The 16,661-nt window shown below is 52.0% G+C and carries 11 protein-coding genes; 6 read left to right on the forward strand and 5 right to left on the reverse strand.

What is annotated here, in order from left to right; genetic code table 11:
* Nucleotides 1-25 precede the first annotated feature (25 nt).
* Entirely contained in the window at nt 26-1,369 is a 1,344-nt protein-coding gene (locus ACOQPM_RS09550) for a helix-hairpin-helix domain-containing protein (RefSeq protein ID WP_420629027.1), read from the forward strand.
* Between the two features lie 255 nt (nt 1,370-1,624).
* The gene (locus ACOQPM_RS09555; RefSeq protein WP_420629028.1) at nt 1,625-2,671 is read left to right on the forward strand and encodes a hypothetical protein; all 1,047 of its coding nucleotides are present in this window, start codon (nt 1,625-1,627) and stop codon (nt 2,669-2,671) included.
* Nucleotides 2,672-2,760: 89 nt separating this feature from the next.
* Here ACOQPM_RS09555 and ACOQPM_RS09560 read toward each other — a convergent pair whose 3' ends face one another.
* The 4 genes from ACOQPM_RS09560 to ACOQPM_RS09575 all read right to left on the reverse strand — a co-directional run bounded on the left by ACOQPM_RS09560 (nt 2,761) and on the right by ACOQPM_RS09575 (nt 8,971).
* A complete protein-coding gene (locus ACOQPM_RS09560; RefSeq protein WP_420629029.1) occupies nt 2,761-4,989 on the reverse strand; it encodes a cytochrome c3 family protein in 2,229 nt (742 codons plus the stop codon).
* A gap of 155 nt (nt 4,990-5,144) precedes the next feature.
* Nucleotides 5,145-6,026 carry a formate dehydrogenase subunit gamma gene (locus ACOQPM_RS09565; RefSeq protein WP_420629030.1) on the reverse strand — a complete coding sequence of 294 codons (882 nt, stop codon included), beginning with the start codon at nt 6,024-6,026 and terminating at the stop codon, nt 5,145-5,147.
* Complete coding sequence (locus ACOQPM_RS09570) at nt 6,023-7,678, reverse strand: cytochrome c3 family protein (protein ID WP_420629031.1); 1,656 nt, start codon at nt 7,676-7,678, stop codon at nt 6,023-6,025. Before ACOQPM_RS09570 ends, ACOQPM_RS09565 begins: the two co-directional genes overlap by 4 nt.
* A 12-nt stretch (nt 7,679-7,690) precedes the next feature.
* Nucleotides 7,691-8,971, reverse strand: coding sequence for a multiheme c-type cytochrome (locus tag ACOQPM_RS09575; RefSeq protein WP_420629032.1), 1,281 nt, complete (start codon nt 8,969-8,971; stop codon nt 7,691-7,693).
* A 462-nt stretch (nt 8,972-9,433) separates the two neighbouring features.
* On the opposite strand from ACOQPM_RS09575, the gene gyrA reads away from it, so the two are divergent.
* Nucleotides 9,434-11,980: a DNA gyrase subunit A gene (gene gyrA, locus ACOQPM_RS09580; protein WP_420630524.1), complete on the forward strand. Its 2,547-nt coding sequence runs from the start codon at nt 9,434-9,436 to the stop codon at nt 11,978-11,980.
* A 279-nt stretch (nt 11,981-12,259) separates the two neighbouring features.
* Entirely contained in the window at nt 12,260-13,597 is a 1,338-nt protein-coding gene (locus tag ACOQPM_RS09585) for an AAA family ATPase (protein ID WP_420629033.1), read from the forward strand.
* Between the two features lie 182 nt (nt 13,598-13,779).
* On the opposite strand, the gene ACOQPM_RS09590 is transcribed toward ACOQPM_RS09585, so the two are convergent.
* Nucleotides 13,780-14,631 (reverse strand): DegV family protein, encoded by an 852-nt coding sequence (locus tag ACOQPM_RS09590; protein WP_420629034.1) that lies wholly within the window; start codon nt 14,629-14,631, stop codon nt 13,780-13,782.
* 236 nt (nt 14,632-14,867) lie between these two features.
* Between ACOQPM_RS09590 and ACOQPM_RS09595 the strand changes: the two genes are divergently transcribed.
* Nucleotides 14,868-15,587: an esterase family protein gene (locus tag ACOQPM_RS09595; RefSeq protein WP_420629035.1), complete on the forward strand. Its 720-nt coding sequence runs from the start codon at nt 14,868-14,870 to the stop codon at nt 15,585-15,587.
* Nucleotides 15,588-15,673: 86 nt separating this feature from the next.
* Nucleotides 15,674-16,594 carry an ATP-grasp domain-containing protein gene (locus tag ACOQPM_RS09600; protein ID WP_420629036.1) on the forward strand — a complete coding sequence of 307 codons (921 nt, stop codon included), beginning with the start codon at nt 15,674-15,676 and terminating at the stop codon, nt 16,592-16,594.
* Nucleotides 16,595-16,661: the final 67 nt, after the last annotated feature.

The following is a 16,661-nucleotide window of genomic DNA, read 5'->3' on the forward strand; positions in this document are numbered from 1 at the left end:
GCTCTATTTTTAGAAGGAGCTAAGAATGAGTGAAAAGATTGATATTAACGTGGCCGATGCCGAGACATTGGCGATGATTTCTGGCATTGGGCCAGCGTTAGCGCAACGAATCATTGAATACCGAGAAACAGTCCATCCCTTTGAAGAGGTGATTGAGCTAGCGGCCGTTCCGGGCATTTCAGAAAAGATGGTGCGTAGCTTTGAGGATTTGGTAACGGTACAACCGGATTTGCAGGAAACAGCCGTTCCCCCAACCCTAGATGCACCCGAAGAACACCTACTGCTGGACGCGCCCGAAGCGATGGAAATGCTCGATGCACCGCCCCAGCCAGACGGTTTGCTGGCGGCTGAAGTTCCAGTCCCGGCCGAGCCAGAAAACGTACCCTCGGCTGTTGAAGAGGATAGCGTTGATGAATCGGAAGCTGTAGATGAGGCCGAGGACGCTGCGGAACCCGTCATCGTTGAAGAAGTTGTTGAGGCTAAAGAGTTTGCCGAGGTGGAAGAGCCAGACGAAACGGAACCATTGCTAGAGGCGAGAGACATTATTGAGGATGCCAGTGAGCCAAGTGTCATCGTAGAAGAAGTTGTGGAAGGAACGGAAGATGAACTGGAAACGGCCGTTGCGCCGCCCCCAACCCCCGAAATTGAAAACTTACCCTTAGCAGACCCAGACGGCGAAGCGATACCCGAACCGGACTTGATGCGCGCCATGCCGCCTACACAAAACGATAATTGGGAAGCCAGCGCACAGCGGCGCGGCTGCATCACTACCTTGCTTGGGGCAACCTTTGGCGCAATTTTAGGAGCCGTACTCACGCTGGCTGTCTTGGCTGCGCTCAACCAGGGCAGCCTTAACTATGCCGCCACCGACTCCCAAATTCAGCAACGGCTAGATACCGAAATCATCTCTCGTACCAACGAGCTAAACCAACTTTCTACCCGCGTGAGCATTGTGACCACCCGGGAAGCCGCCAGTAACCAAACGCTGCAAGATGAGTTTACCGCAGCCAACGACGCGCTCACCGAAGAGATTGCCGACAACGAAGAAATCATCAGCTATTTGGCCACGCGCTCTGGCGATTTGGAGCTTCGTTTGCAAGAGGTGGCGGGGGCAGCTGACACGTTTACCAGCTTTTTAGATGGTTTACGCTCACTGCTGGGTGATTTGGAAGGTGGCAATGCCACACCAACGCCCGCACCTTCTGGAGAAACGCCCACGCCAACCCCCACCCCGTTTGGTACCAACACACCAACTGCGGAGGCACCAGCGACAACGGCCGTTTCTCCAACCGGAGACCCCACCCGAACACCACAGCCCACCGCAACCCAATTTTCATTCCCAACCAACACGCCCGCGCCGCAACCATGAGCGACTCAATGCGTACCAATTATTTATGAATTGTTTGCCGCGAATGACGCAAATTTCCGCGAATTTATAACTGTTTCGCGCTAATTCGTGAAATTCGCGGCTGAGGGTCCGTTCACAAATAACTTTTGATAAGGAAACGAACCCCAAGGCTTAACCGTTTACCAAAATCAAAAATTATAAACGGTTAAGCCCGAAGAAAGCTTGTTCTGCGCCATTCCAAAGGTTCACGCTATGACGACAAACGAGGAGTTAAAAATGACAACCGATCAACCACGCAGCTTTGGCAGCCGCCTCTGGTGGGTAATCCGCACCGTGCTGCTGATTTTTATTTTTCTGGCCGTGCTGGGTGGCCTGGGCTTTGCTGGCTACCTGGGCGTGCGAGATATTCAACGCGCCGATAACAACTTGCTCACGCGGATTGAACTTAATGAGCGAAACGTAAACGAACTGCGCGATACGGTAAACGTAGAAGTTGCCGAGGGCAATTTAGAACAGCAACTGCAAATTGATCGGCTTCAAGCTGAAATTGAAACGCTCACAAGCCAACTGGAAGCATTGCAAACCCTCCAGGCAGAAGATGCGGCCGTTCAAACTGACCAAATTGACGCGTTAGAAGCAAACCTGGCAACGGCCGTTGCCCAAAACAGCAATCTAGTTAGCGAACTGGAAATGGTGCAGTCTGCCCTGGTAGCGTTGCAAAGCGACCTAAACAGCGCTGGCGTTCGCATTGACGACCTGGGAGGCGACCTGGACACCGTGCGCCTGAGCCTGACCGATCTGGATGACAGCCTGACCATCCTGACCACCGACATGACAGCCGCCCGCGACAGCGAAGCCGCTGCGTTGCAACAAAGTCTGATTCAGCTACAGCTATGGGGGCTGCTCACCAACGCGCGGCTTGCATTAGCAGATGGTGATGTGGCTGCGGCAGAAACGGCCGTTGCCCAAGCCATCCCCCTCGCCAACAGCCTTACCGCCGAGCCAGACAGCTTTGCGGCTCAAGCTCTGCTGCGGCTGGAAACTCGCCTTACCCTGGCTGCCGACGGCTTTGCCACTGACCTGCTAACGGTGGCTGAGGATTTGGATGCCGCCAGCCGCGAGCTAACCTTGTTCATTGTTGGCCCCACGCCAGAACCTGCGCTAGAAGAAGTAACGGCTACGCCAGCATCAACCTCAACGGAGACGGCGGTAGATACCACCCCAACCCCAACGGGCACAGCAGAAGAAACAGCCACACCGGACTCAACACCCACCCCAACTGAAACACCAACCCCGTCCCCCGCGCCCACGGCAACTCCCTAAAATAAAACAGGGGCTGGTTTTGCAAAACCAGCCCCTGCTCTTTCTAGCGAAAGTTAGCGTTTGGCGGGCTTAGCCACCCTCTCACTTACTTACGGCCGTGTCATACCAGAAACATCAGCCCCCATTTCTACCAGCGAGTCATACAAAACTTGAATGACATACTGGCCATTGTGAGCAAATGCCCCTGGGTCTTTTTGTGCATACTGGTAATTGTAAGCCGCCCGCAGCAAGCTAGGCGTCCAGGTATTGTAGCTATTGGGGTAAATGGCTTCGCCGCCATCTACTTCCCCATTACCATCCGTGTCAATAAAGAAGTAGGGGTAGGCATGAGAATCGTAGATGATGGGAGATGCACCCACGCTAACAGCATATTCCTGAATAGCTGGATAAAGCAGTTCCACCATCGTCGCAATTTCGCCAGCAATCCCTTCGGTCACGTCGCCGTCACCGTCGTAGTCCACCTCGCTTACGCGAATATCCCACATGTCTGCGGCCGTTTCTACATTTTCATGACATTCCGTACATTCAGCCACTTTCACTTCCAACCTGTGGGTGCTGTGGCATTCTGTACAGTCATCAAATGCGCCAACATGCTCGTTCTTGCCCAGGTACTCATTACCAGCAAACTCGTACGCGCCTTGCACTTCAGTGCCAAAGAGCGTTGCGCCAGCCGCAAAGTAATGGATGTTCTGGAAGCGCAAGCTATCTGAGATTTCATCATCACCCAGATCGCCAATCGAACTGTTCATAGAAACTGTTGACGAACGACCCTGATGACAGTTGATACAGGTATTGGCCGATTCACCTTCACCAAAGGAAACCGCCGCTCCACTGGGGAAAGTCACCGAGTCAAAGACATACACATCGTACGTTTCCAGATCGTTGTGGCAGGTGGCGCAGTTCAGGCCATTGGCCGTTGGTTGGGTAATGGATACCCCTTCCGTGGCAAACAGCGGCAGCCCTGCGGCCGTATGACATTTGCTACATCTGCCAGGTACAGCACCATCTTCATCCCAATGCCGGAACGCTTCTTCAGAACCAGCAAAGTGACCGTGGTCAATGCGCCGTAACGTTGTCATATCCACTGGCGTAGAGATGGCATCATTCAAGTCAGCAATTGAATCGTAGAGTAGCTGGATCATGTACTTGCCGCCATGCGCGTACCGACCGGGGTCCTTCAACGAGGCCTGGTAGTTGTAGGCAGCTTTGGCCAAACGTGGCGTCCAAGCATTGTACCGATTCGGGAATGCCGCTTCGCCCTCCGTTACTTCGCCATTGCCATCACCATCAATGAAGAAGTAGGGGTAGCTATGGTCATCGTAAACGATGGGCGTGCCGCTTACTTCTGCGGCATATGCCTGCATAGAAGTGAACAGAATCGCGCGCAAATCTTCAATTTCAAAGAAGATGCCTTCGCTCATGTCGCCATCGCCGTCGTAATCTACCAATGAACCGGGCATACGAATGTTCACCAGCTCATCTACACTAGCGGCGTCCGTATGGCAAACGGTACATTCGTCGAATTGAACTTCCAACGTATGCGGATCGTGGCAGCTTACGCAGGTGTCGTACCCTTCCACGTGGTCAAACTTGGAATCATACGACTGGCCTTCGTATTCGTAGCCACCCATCGCCCAGGTGCCAAACTGCGTGGCCGCAGCCGCGTAGTAATGGATATTGGTAAAGCCCAAATCTTCGCTCACGGTATCCGGGTCTGCCACCGGGTCTAGTCCGGCTTCAACAATGGAATTGTTCACGGAGACGGTGGAAGCGCGCCCTTGATGGCACTGCATACAGCGTGCTTCTGGCCCCAAACCTGTGATTTCTGCCCCTGACGGGAAAACGATGCTGGCCAGGTCAGCGGTTACGCTGTTGTGGCAGGCTTCACATTCAACAGTGGTGCCGAGTGGTGCGGCGGCATCTACCGTGCCAAAATCAGAGCCGTCTGCCCCTAGAAAATCCAAGATGCCTGGTGTGCTGTGACATTTGGCGCAGCGAGCAGGAATCTCAGCCGGATCGTCTTCATCCCAGTGAACAAAGGCTTCTGCGCTAGCGTCAGCGTGGCCAGAGGCGGCCCACTGTGCTTCGAAGGGAATGGTGGATACGGCCGTTTCCGGCTCTACCATCACTTCCACAACACGCGTTACCTCCATTTCCACCGGAACTTCAACCGTTTCGGTTACGGTTTCGCCTGGGAGTTCAACAATCCTTGTTACTTCTACCGTTTCTGGTTCTTGGCTACAAGCAACAATAGCCAGCCCTAAAAACAGCAAAAGCCCGAGTAAAACGTAAACGCTTTTATACTTCGGGTTAAACATATAAACCTCCTTTGCAACGAAATTATCAGAAAGTTACTACAGAAAGAAGTCCCCTCTGCGTACTTTCTAAAAGTTCAAAGACGATGTTGATCTGCTTGCCAACATCGCCCCATGACTACAAAAACATAGCCGCCAGAAAAGCAAAAACTGACAAACTATGGGGATGGCGTACTTAAAGGTACAAACACCTCACGGGTAACTCGCGGAATCGTTTCGATGGCCGTTTGCTCAAACGTAAACGCCCAAATCACGCCAATCAGCAGCAAGCTCCCAACAACGATGCTCACCGCAAAGAAAATTCGCTGGCGGCGGCGGCGCACTGGCAAGGCCAAACCCGGCCAGGGGTCGCCGCCTTGCTCTAGCCGTTCCAATTCCAGCGCATGTTCTTCTTCCATCTGGCTGTGAGGCAACTTTCCCGTGAATATGCTGGGATTGAAATGCTTAATATGCACGTTGTACATATGCCAAACCAGGATGCTAAGAACTGCCAGCAGGGCTTCGCCGCCGTGGGCAGCTTTGGCAGCAGGAATAAATTGCCCCGGCAAGAAAACCGTGGAAGCGATGGGGTTCCATAGCACAAACCCGGTAATAATCATAATGGCCGTACCCCATACCACGGCCCAATATTCAATCTTTTCGCCAAAGTTAAATTTGGTCATTTTGGGTGGATGCTCTGCCAAACCCAGGTTGTGCTTAACTGTTTGAATCAGATCAAACAAATCCTGCTTTCTGAGCATGATCCGCATACGTTCATGCTTAACAAAAAGACGATAAGCCGAGGTAAAGAGATGGTAAATGGAACCAACCACCAACAAAATGGCCGACCAACGGTGAATAATCCGGGTTAACTCTATGCCACCCATGGCGTTGATCATCCACTCTGCCCAACTTTCCAGGGCATATTTTTGGGGCAAGCCAGTAATGGCCAAAATGGTAAAGCTCACCATTAAAATAAAGTGTTCAATTCGCGCCATGGTGCGGAAACGAGGGTACATTTTTTCTGCGTTCTTGGCGGTATCTTGTGGTTTGTTACTCATGCTTGCCCCTTTACGCGCAGGCGCACACGTCGGTAAATATCGGTAGCTACCAGAAAGGCAAAGAAACCAATCGTGGCCGGAATAACAATTTTGTAGAAGAGATCAACCAGATAAACGAGCGGGTTATTTTGCAGGGATGGCCTGAAATGACTCGTCCAGCTATCTGGGAAGTTTTCTGTGGCGTCGGGATGGCACTGTTGGCAGGTTTCTAGCAGATTGGCTTTGATGCCTGCTTCAGGGTCATCAGCGGCTTTGATGTTGTGTACGCCGTGGCAGTCGTAGCAAACGGCCTTGTTGGTTTCTGCTTCTGGGTCTTGGTGCTCAAACAGGGTGACGGTGGTGCCGTGGAAATCGGCTACATAGGTGTCAAACACGTCGGTAGAAATTTCGTATTCGGCCATGAGTTCCACATCGGCGTGGCATTCGGCACACAGTTGGGGAGAGCGTATGCGGAATAGTGCAGTAGTGGGATCGGAAATGTTGTGGACGCCGTGGCATTCGATACAGGTAGGTACGTCTGGGTTGCTGCCGTTGACAAGTGCCCCTCCATGTACGCTTTGGGCATATTCGGCAAAGATGGTGCTGTGGCACTGTTCACAGGTGTGGGAGATGCGCTCACGGGGCTCATCGGGGATTGGAGTGTCGTGGGCGCCGTGACAATCTGTGCAAACGGCCGCTTCCACTTCACCTTCTGCAATGGCCGCCCCATGCACATCGTCCAGCGTCTGATCGTAATTGGTTTCGTGGCAACGGCCGCACAGTGGGTATTGTTGCAGGTTGTATTCTCGTAGGCTAACGGCCGTTACTGGCTCATGCGGGAAGCGCGCATCTTCATGGCAATCGGTACAGGCCAGCGGCTGCCAGTTATTCCCCTCGCCGTGTACAGAATCGTGCAGCACGTCGGCATCAATCGTCAGGTTGAGCGTATCGCCGTTGGGGAAGGTGTAGGTAAGCCCCTCCTGGCTGTGGCAGGCCAGACAGTAGCTGTTGTCTACTTTTTGGGCAAACAAACCGGCCTGGATAATTTCTGTAAGCTGACTGGCTTCTACAAGGGGAACAGCTTGCTCAACGTGGCAGTCGGTACAGGCTTCAGTACCCGCGCCTGCCTGCCATTCATCCACTGTCAACACATCATGCGAGCCGTGGCAGTCGGTACAGGCCACTGGATTTTCAGCTTCAGGGCCAGGATGGCTGGTGATGTGGGGCTGCACATGACAGCTTTCACAGTTGGCTGACTGTACTAGTTCGTACTCGCGCAGCGTGTCGGCGTTTACTGGCGCGTGGGGCTGCTGGTAGTTGTTGATGGGCTGGTGACAGCTAGAACAAGCCAACGGGTCAGAAGCAGCATCACCGTGGGCGGAATTGGCTAATTCGGCTAAGTCTACCCGCGCAGGCAGGGCCTCGCCTGACGGAAAAACAACCTCGCTCTCAGTATCTTGGTGACAGAGGCGGCAGGCGGTGTCATCGGCAATTTGGGGATGCGGCAGGGCGGCAACCTGTTCCACGCTTGTAATGGGTGGATGTGATTGAATAACGGCCGTCACATCTTGCTGGCCTGAATTAGCAGCCTGTGCTGGCAGCAAACTCATTGCCAGCACAGAGGCTACAACAGCACAGACAAGCCCCCAAATGAGGCGTCGCTTATTTGTCACGCTAAACATCATTTAGGGTGCTTCCGTATCAGTTGGTTCTTCTACGGCCGTTTCCACCTCAGGTGGTGGCGGCGTGTGATATCCAGTAGCCAATGAGATCAACTCATCATCCGTCACATTTGTGGCAAAACCGTCAGGATTGTGGCAGCTACGGCAGGCAAAATTGAGCGAAATCTGTGAAAGAGCCACCGTGCCATCTTCCGTAAATTGCTCAACCTGGTTTGGATCAATCGCCATCATGTGCGTACGCAAATCGCCAGTGAACATGTCTGGATCGCCAACGGCACTTCTTGTAATGCGTGGCATGTGGCAATCAATGCAATCAACCCGAATGTTATTATGCCCAGCTTCATATTGTGCTTCCTCAAAGTGGCAATTTTCGCAGGTTGTACGCACGGTTTGCAACCCGGCTTCGCGCAGTTGCACCACCCCCGCATGCGGATCGTGGCAAACCACACAATCTAAGGTTATGTGCTTGCTTTGGAACAGCTCTTCATACTGCTCGTGGTGGCGAATAAAGCCACCTGAGGCGTTAACTTCTTCTATAGCTCCCCGTGAATGACAAGCTCCGCAGGATTCTCCGTCGCGATCAATATCGGCGCGCACCACGATGGGATTTTCTGCATGTTGGCTGCCCGCGCCATGGCACTCCTCACATTGAATGCCGCCAGCAGCCCAAGTGCCAACAAGCCCGGGCAAGCCATCCTGGTTGCCTATGGGGCTGTAGCCAGTGGTGTGGCAAGTGCCGCAGGTATATTGCAGGTTTTCTTCACCCGCGTGGTAGCCTACCCAATCGTCGCCTAAATCTAGCTCTTCATTGTAAAAATTGTATTGGGTGGTGGCATTTTCATCTTCACCAGTAATGATGTAGCCTTCGTTATCAATGAAACGGGCTTTCCAGTTGTAGCCGCCAATGACGTAGCTAATATCGTTCCAGGTGTAGCCAGCAGGCGGTTCGCTTAACTCTGTGAAGGGGTATTCGGGCGGTTGGCCATCTACGACGGCATTTAGCTTATACGGATGGCCGCTCAACATGAAAACATCGTAGATTTCCTGGTGACATTCGGCACAGGCTTGGCTGCCAATAAAGGAAGGAGGCGTATAGCTAAGGCCATCCAACCCAGCCGGGCCAGGTAGGCCTTGCTCACCTTGTGCGCCAGCCGGGCCAGGTGAGCCTTGCGAGCCAACGGGACCAACCGGCCCCTGTTCCCCTGGTTCACCCGCACAGGCAGCCACAAATGTGACAACGGCCGTAATGAGAATAATCATCAAGAACCATTGTTTTCGTAGCATAGTGCCTCCTCATGTTTCCACAGTTTAGTCAACATAAAACACAGGCTGTTCTCATCTTCAGCTAATGTGGTTTGTACATTGTACTGGGCTACTCCTAAAAGCCGTAATGACAAATGTCACTCACCGAGGATGACAGACGTTGCAAAAAAGAGATACCTCTGGACATGATAAGCGTTACTTATCTAACAAGAGGTGCATAAACAGAAAAAGGTTTCGAGCACCAGCAAAACGGGCAGCAATGTGACTATGAAATTTTGTAAACACCGCTACCAGAAATGATCTACAAAGCCTTTCTTCTTCCACCCTCTACTTTTCGATAAATTACCCAAAACAAGGTATAATTTAGGCTGGTTTAGTACCTAAAAAAATAACTGTTTTGCCACCTTCAGCGCGGTGGCTTTTTGCTTATTTACCGACCATATTGGTCGTATCTTTTCGCTAGAAACCCTCTGTGGAGGTTCCATTTTGGACAACAACATCGGAACAATTAACTTTATTGATATTAACCAGGAGATGCGTACATCCTTTTTGGATTACGCTATGAGTGTGATTGTGTCGCGGGCCTTGCCCGATGCGCGTGATGGCCTCAAGCCGGTTCACCGGCGCATTTTGTACGCTATGTGGGATATGGGCATTCGAGCCACATCACCCCACCGCAAGAGTGCCCGTATTGTAGGTGAAGTACTGGGTAAATACCACCCACATAGCGATACGGCCGTATACGACGCCATGGTGCGTATGGCCCAATATTTCTCCATGCGTTACGAACTGGTGGATGGCCAGGGCAACTTTGGCAGCGTAGATGGCGACAGCGCCGCTGCCATGCGCTACACAGAAGCCCGCCTGGCCCGCATTGCCCACGAACTCCTGGAAGATATTGACAAAAACACCATTGATTTTGCACCCAACTTTGATGACAGTCTGGTAGAGCCAGAGCTGCTGCCCGCTCGCCTGCCTAACTTGCTGCTAAATGGTGCCACGGGCATCGCTGTAGGCATGGCCACAAACATTCCCCCGCACAATCTCACAGAACTGTGCAATGCAATTGGCTACCTCATCGAGCGGTATGACGACATTGACAACGTGACCCTTGATGAACTGATGGAGTTTGTGAAAGGCCCAGATTTCCCCACAAGCGGTCTCATCATCGGCAATGAGGGCATACGCAACGCCTACGCCACCGGGCGCGGGCGCGTCATTATGCGCGCCAAAGCCGAAATTGAACCCCTGCCCCGCAACCCAGATCGGCAGCGCATCAACATCACCGAGATTCCGTTCCAGGTGAACAAAGCCATGCTCATTGAACGCATAGCCGAGTTGGTAAACAAAGGCGTCATCACCGACATTAGTGATTTGCGGGATGAGTCTGACAAGCGCGGCATCTCCATTATTGTGGAACTGAAGCGAAACACCCAACCGCTGAAAGTGCTCAACCAACTGTATAAGCACACGGCCTTGCAAACGCCCTTTGCTATGCAATTGCTAGCGTTGGTAGACAAACAGCCTAGGCTGCTCTCGCTCAAACGCGCCTTACAAATTCACATAGAACATCGCATTGAAGTCATTACCCGGCGCACCCAGTTTGAGCTAGACAAAGCCCAAAAGCGGCAGCACATTTTGGCGGGGCTGCTCATCGCGTTGGGTCATTTGGATGATGTTATTGAAACGATTCGCCGCTCACCCGATGCAGATACGGCTCGGACGCAGTTGATGGAGCGCTTTGGCCTCTCTGAACCGCAAGCAACGGCTATTTTGGATATGCAGCTGCGCCGCTTGGCTGCGCTGGAACGGCAAAAGATTGAGGACGAGCATCGTGAAATAACTGCCCATATTGAATATTTGGAAGGATTGCTGGCTGATAAAAAGAAGATTCTTGGTCTGATTCTGGAAGACATTACAGAGATCAAAGAAAAATATGGGGATGAGCGTGCCTCGCAAATTATGATGGGCATGGATGCCGACCTGAACATGGAAGATTTAATTCCAGATGAGGACGTGCTGATCTCTATTACGCAGCGCGGCTTTGTGAAGCGAACCCCGGTGGCAGCGTATCGTAAGCAGGCGCGGGGCGGCAAGGGGCTCATTGGCATGGGCCGCCGCGATGAGGATCAGCTAGAGCATCTGTTTGCGGCTGGGTCGCACAATACCATTTTGTTCTTTTCGGATCGGGGCAAGGTGTATGCAGATAAAGCGTACAACATCCCTGAGCTAGATCGCACGGCCAAAGGCACGTCGTTGATGAATATTTTGCCTTTGATGCCAGAAGAGAACATTACGGCCGCTCTTCCCGTTCATAGCTTTGAAGATGCAGAATACCTAACCATGATCACCCGCAAGGGGCGGATTAAGCGCGTGGAGGTGAATGTTTTTGAAAGCGTGCGCCCCAGCGGGCTTATTGCCATCAATCTGGATGACGATGACCGTCTGGGCTGGGTGAAGCTAACGGCAGGTGAACAAGATTTGCTTATTGTGAGTGAACAAGGCAAGGGCATTCGCTTTAGCGAAGAAGATGTGCGGCCAATGGGTCGCAACGCCGCGGGCGTAAACGCGATTAGGCTGGATAGCTGGGATCGCGTAGCCGGGGCAGACGTGGTGCTGCCAGAGGATGATTTGCTGGTAATTACCGAAAAAGGGTATGGCAAACGCACCCCGCTGGCCGAGTATCGGCAGCAAAATCGGTATGGCCAGGGCGTGCGGGCGATGGTTCTGACACCGGAACGCACGGGCAAGATTGTGAGTGCGCGGGTGGTGATGCCAGGCGACGAGGTGACGTGCATTTCGGCCAACGGCATCATTTTGCGTACCTCTACCGATGTGATTTCGCAGCAGGGTCGCTCGACGCAAGGCGTGCGGGTCATGGAACTGCGCGAAGGAGACACAGTGGCCTCTGTCGCCGTCGTCCGTGAAGGACGCTTGTCGCAGGTAAATGGCGATGATGAAACGGAGGAGATGGTTGGAGAGGAAGCAACGGCCGTACCAAATATCCCCGTAATTAATGGTTCTGGCTAACGCCTCGCCCTGTTGTTGATTTTGTAAAAGAGCATCGAATTTTCGGTGCTCTTTTTTTGGCTGTATGAGATTTCGTTTCCCGCCTATTTCCTATATTATTCTTCTGGTTGTCTATTTATACTTCAAGGGTAGGCACGATGGCTGGCGCATGTGGCTAGTTGTCCTCAATTCAAAATAACAAGTCCCGACAATGAACTATTTTCTCCACACGATTACGGACTCATGGCAAAACGGCCGTTCTGCATCACATTAACGCCCACTTGCCCAACAGGTAAAACCATGTCAACAGACAAACTTACGAAGCTTCTAGCACCGGTCATGAAGCTAGAGAACTTGGGAATCCCCGCTGGTTTAATTCAAGATATTATTTTCCGCTTGCTGTTTAACGAAAGCGACGTGAGCATTGCCCGATTTTCTGAAGTTATGGGCATTCACCCCAGCCTAATAGATGAGCTGCTGGCTCGCATGAAACAGGAGCATTTAGTAGAAGTAAAACGAGCAGGCGGGCTGGGCAGCCTCAGCTTTATTTACGGACTCACCGAGGCCGGCGCCAAACGCGCCCGCGACGCTTTTGAACGAAGCCAATATGTGGGGCGCGCCCCCGTTTCTTTAGAAAAATACAACACAGCCATCCTGGCACAATCCAAACGGGAACAACGCATTACGCCCACACAAATGAAGCAAGCCCTGAGCTTTTTAATTTTGCCAGAAAATTTTGACCGGCGGTTGGGGCCAGCCGTTAACGCTGGCACGTCTCTCTTTTTGTATGGGCCACCAGGGAACGGTAAAACCACTATAGCCCAGGCCATCGCCAAGCTCATCGGGCACGATTCTCCTATTTGGCTACCAGACGCCATTACCGTCGGCGGACAAATCATCCGCGTATTTGATCCGTTGGTACACAATCCCATTGAGCCAGAAGATATAGCCATGCACATGGCATTTTTGGGAAACGGCCGTTCTGAAAAAGTAAAGTTTGATCGGCGCTGGCGGCTATTTGAGCGGCCAGCGGTAATGGTGGGTGGCGAATTGACGATGGATTCACTAGACCTGCGCTATGAACCCATTGCCAAAGTGTATGAAGCTCCTCTGCAGCTGAAGGCCAACGGCGGCATGTTCCTCATTGATGACTTTGGTCGCCAACAAATTAGCCCCCAAGAGCTGCTCAACCGCTGGATTGTGCCGCTAGAGAGCGGCATTGATTTTCTGCGGCTGCAATCTGGCCAAAGTTTAGAGGTTCCCTTCCGGCAGCTCATTGTCTTTTCTACCAACCTGGACCCGATGCAGTTGGTAGATGGCGCATTCCTGCGGCGCATTCAAATGAAGGTAGAAGTAGGTGGCCCCAGCGAGAAACTTTTCTACCAAATCTTTGTGGAAGCCTGTAAATCGTACAACATTCCCTTCGACAAAAAGGCATTTGTCCACCTGCTGCAAAAATGGTACCGTGCTCCCAACCGCGTCATGCAGGCTGTGCATCCCCGCGACATCGTAAAAACGGTTATCTCCATTTGCAATTACGACAACACCACCCCGCGCCTAACGCCAGAGCTAGTAGATGAAGCGTGCGAGAGTTACTTTGTAGACGGCAATATGGCCGCGACGCTAGCTGATCAGTAAATCGGTAAGCAGTATTCAGTAGCCGCGGATTCTTTCCGCGCAAAAAACGAAGAAGCCTCCCACAGGCATTGGGAGGCTTCTTTACTTCAGAAATGTCATTCCCGTGCAGGCGGGAACCCACCGCTTAAAAAGTGTGGATACCCGCTTTCGCGGGTATGACAACCATGTTTGTTTGTACTTAATTAGGCGGCGTAGTAAACAACGCCCAGCGCTTTGGGGCCAACATGCGCCCCCACCACCGGGCTTAGCTCGACAATGTGCATCTCTTCAGGATTCAGGATTCCGCTGAGTTGATCGTGCAGCTTTTGGGCATCGGCTGCGGCGGCAGCATGAATAACGGCCGCTTTCACCCCAGATTTGCCGCCCATTTCCTCTTTAGCCACATTTAGCAGGTGAGCAATTGCTTTTTTCTTGGTACGTACAGAGGCTAGCGGCTCAATCTTGCCTTCTACCAAATGCAAGATGGGCTTGATGGAAAGCATAGAACCGATGAGACGTTGGGCCCCACCAATACGGCCGCCTCGATGCAAAAATTCCAGCGTATCTACTACAAAAAGCACCCGCATCGTTTTCACGATGGCGCGGGCAGCTTCGGCAGCTTCCTTGTAATCTGCCCCGTTTTCAATAGCGCGGGCAGCAGCCAATGCCATGTAGCCTAATCCCATCGCCGCAGATTCCGAATCTACAATCTCGATGGGATACTCTTCCATCATGCCTGCTGCTGCTTGGGCCGAAGCCTGCGTTCCGCTGAGTGACTTGGAGATAAGAATGGCCACGATGGAGTCGGCCGTTTCTGCCACTTTGCTGAAAAATTCATGGAACTCACCTGCTGAAGGTTGAGAGGTGGTGGGCATCTCTTTGGCCGTGGCCAGGCGACTGTAAAAAGCATCTGGCTTAATGTCTACGTCATCACGCAAGCTGCTTCCTTCCCAGTTTAAAATCTGGGGAATAACGTGGATATTGTATTGGGCTACCAGAGCCGGGGGAATGTACGACGTGCTGTCTACAACCACAGCAACTTTTGCTTTGCTCATAAGTGGGTCTCCTCTTTTTTGCTCTTCCAAATTTCTTTCGTTTTACCACATTGTGCAGGATTGGGAAACGGCCGTTTCCACAACGCACTAACTTATAGTAACCCCCTATGCTCCAATCCGTTTTGCCATACTCGTAAAACAGTCAATTTTAGGGCGTTTACAAAAAAATTGATACAATATCTTCTCCAATCCAGCATTATCTGGCATGGTAGGTCCAATTAGGAAGCGTGAATCAAATGAATCGAGAATATCATCGTTGGTACAGTCCAGCATTAGAGCAGGACATGGAACTGCTGGTCTTTGGCCACAGCGGCGCACGCGTACTGGTATTCCCTACCTCAAAAGGGCGTTTTTATGAGTGGGAAGACCGGGGCATGATGAACCTGCTCGGCCACCATATCCACGAAGGCTGGCTACAGCTTTACTGTGTAGATAGCGTGGATGCTGAAAGCTGGTATGCCCATTGGAAACATCCTGGGGCGCGCGCTTGGCGGCAGGTGCAGTACGAAAATTATCTGGTCAATGAAGTACTCTCCCTTTCATGGCTCAAAAACCAGAACCCATTTTTGATTACAGTTGGAGCCAGCTTTGGCGCGTATCATGCCGTTAATCTGGCACTGCGCCGGCCCGATCTGGTAAGCCGCACCATTGGGCTAAGTGGCATCTACGACATCAGCCGCTGGGCAGACGGGCATGGCGGGGGGCATATTTACGCCAACAACCCCAGCGCCTACATTCCCAACGAGAATGACCACCAGCGGCTGGAGTTGCTGCGAAAGCTAGACATTATTCTAGCGGTAGGGCGAGACGACGGGCTGCGCGACAACAACGAATACCTCTCTACTGCCCTGTGGCAAAAAGGCATTGGCAATGCGCTGCGAATTTGGGATGGCTGGAGCCACGATTGGCCATATTGGGAAAAGATGCTGCTAACATACATTGGTGGACACGATTAGAAAAGTGGTTGGCGGTTAGTGGCTAGTTACAGGTGGATACTAACCAGTCACTAGCCCACTACAAACTAATATAAGGAGAGGGACGCATGACAAAAAAGATTGGTTTGATGGTTGGCATGGAGTGGTCTTGGCCACCGGCATTTATTGAGGAAGTAAACGGCCGTAACCAAGGCGTCACTGCAGAATTTGTAACGGTTGGCGGCACACAAATGAACGAACCACACGAATACGCCGTCATCGTAGACCGCATTTCACATGAGGTACCTTATTACCGTTCTTATTTGAAAAATGCCATGCTGCAGGGCACCCACGTTATCAACAATCCCTTCATGTGGACGGCCGACGACAAATTTTTTGGCGCATCCTTAATTACAAAACTAGGATTAGCCAGCCCCAAAACGGCTGCTCTCCCCAACAAAGAATACATTCCCGGCATTGACCACAGTAAAAGTTTACGCAATTTGGCCTTCCCCATGCCCTGGCAAGATTTGGTAGAGTACGTGGGTGGCTTCCCCTGTGTGCTAAAAGATGCACATGGCGGCGGCTGGAAAGAAGTATACATTTGTCATGACATGGAAGAGCTTTACCGCAGCTACGATCAATCTGGTTTGCTAACTATGGTGTTACAAGAATTCATCGAGTGGGAAGATTACATCCGCTGCATGGTGTTGGGCCAAGAGAATGTGTTAGTGATGCGGTACGATCCCAACACGCGCCAATACAGTCACCCAGACGGCCTCTCCCAAGAAATGTACGACCGCATCGTAGCGGATTGCCAAACATTGTGCCGCGCCTTTGGCTACGATATGAACACTTGCGAATTTGCCATCCGCGACGGCATTCCATACGCCATTGACTTTATGAATCCCGCCCCAGACATGGATGTTAATTCGCTGGGCTATGAATTCCATCGCTGGTGTGTGGAAGGGATGGCGGACATGTGTATTCGTTTGGCAAAGGAAGAGGGAACGCAAGTGGGGGAGATGCGTTGGAGCGGACTTTTTTAGATTTTTTTCACCGCGGAGGACACAGAGAGCGCAGAGAGTAATAAAAACTCCGCGCTCTCTGCGGTTA

The sequence above is a fragment of the Candidatus Leptofilum sp. genome (assembly GCF_965223525.1).
Classification (GTDB): domain Bacteria; phylum Chloroflexota; class Anaerolineae; order Promineifilales; family Promineifilaceae; genus Leptofilum.

Excerpts from the sequence above, each read along its gene's own strand:
- ACOQPM_RS09560 (WP_420629029.1), bottom strand. The coding sequence starts at position 4,989 with ATGTTTAACCCGAAGTATAAAAGCGTTTACGTTTTACTCGGGCTTTTG.
- ACOQPM_RS09565 (WP_420629030.1), bottom strand. The coding sequence starts at position 6,026 with ATGAGTAACAAACCACAAGATACCGCCAAGAACGCAGAAAAAATGTAC.
- ACOQPM_RS09595 (WP_420629035.1), top strand. The coding sequence starts at position 14,868 with ATGAATCGAGAATATCATCGTTGGTACAGTCCAGCATTAGAGCAGGAC.
- ACOQPM_RS09555 (WP_420629028.1), top strand. The coding sequence starts at position 1,625 with ATGACAACCGATCAACCACGCAGCTTTGGCAGCCGCCTCTGGTGGGTA.
- ACOQPM_RS09585 (WP_420629033.1), top strand. The coding sequence starts at position 12,260 with ATGTCAACAGACAAACTTACGAAGCTTCTAGCACCGGTCATGAAGCTA.
- ACOQPM_RS09575 (WP_420629032.1), bottom strand. The coding sequence starts at position 8,971 with ATGCTACGAAAACAATGGTTCTTGATGATTATTCTCATTACGGCCGTT.
- ACOQPM_RS09590 (WP_420629034.1), bottom strand. The coding sequence starts at position 14,631 with ATGAGCAAAGCAAAAGTTGCTGTGGTTGTAGACAGCACGTCGTACATT.
- ACOQPM_RS09600 (WP_420629036.1), top strand. The coding sequence starts at position 15,674 with ATGACAAAAAAGATTGGTTTGATGGTTGGCATGGAGTGGTCTTGGCCA.
- ACOQPM_RS09550 (WP_420629027.1), top strand. The coding sequence starts at position 26 with ATGAGTGAAAAGATTGATATTAACGTGGCCGATGCCGAGACATTGGCG.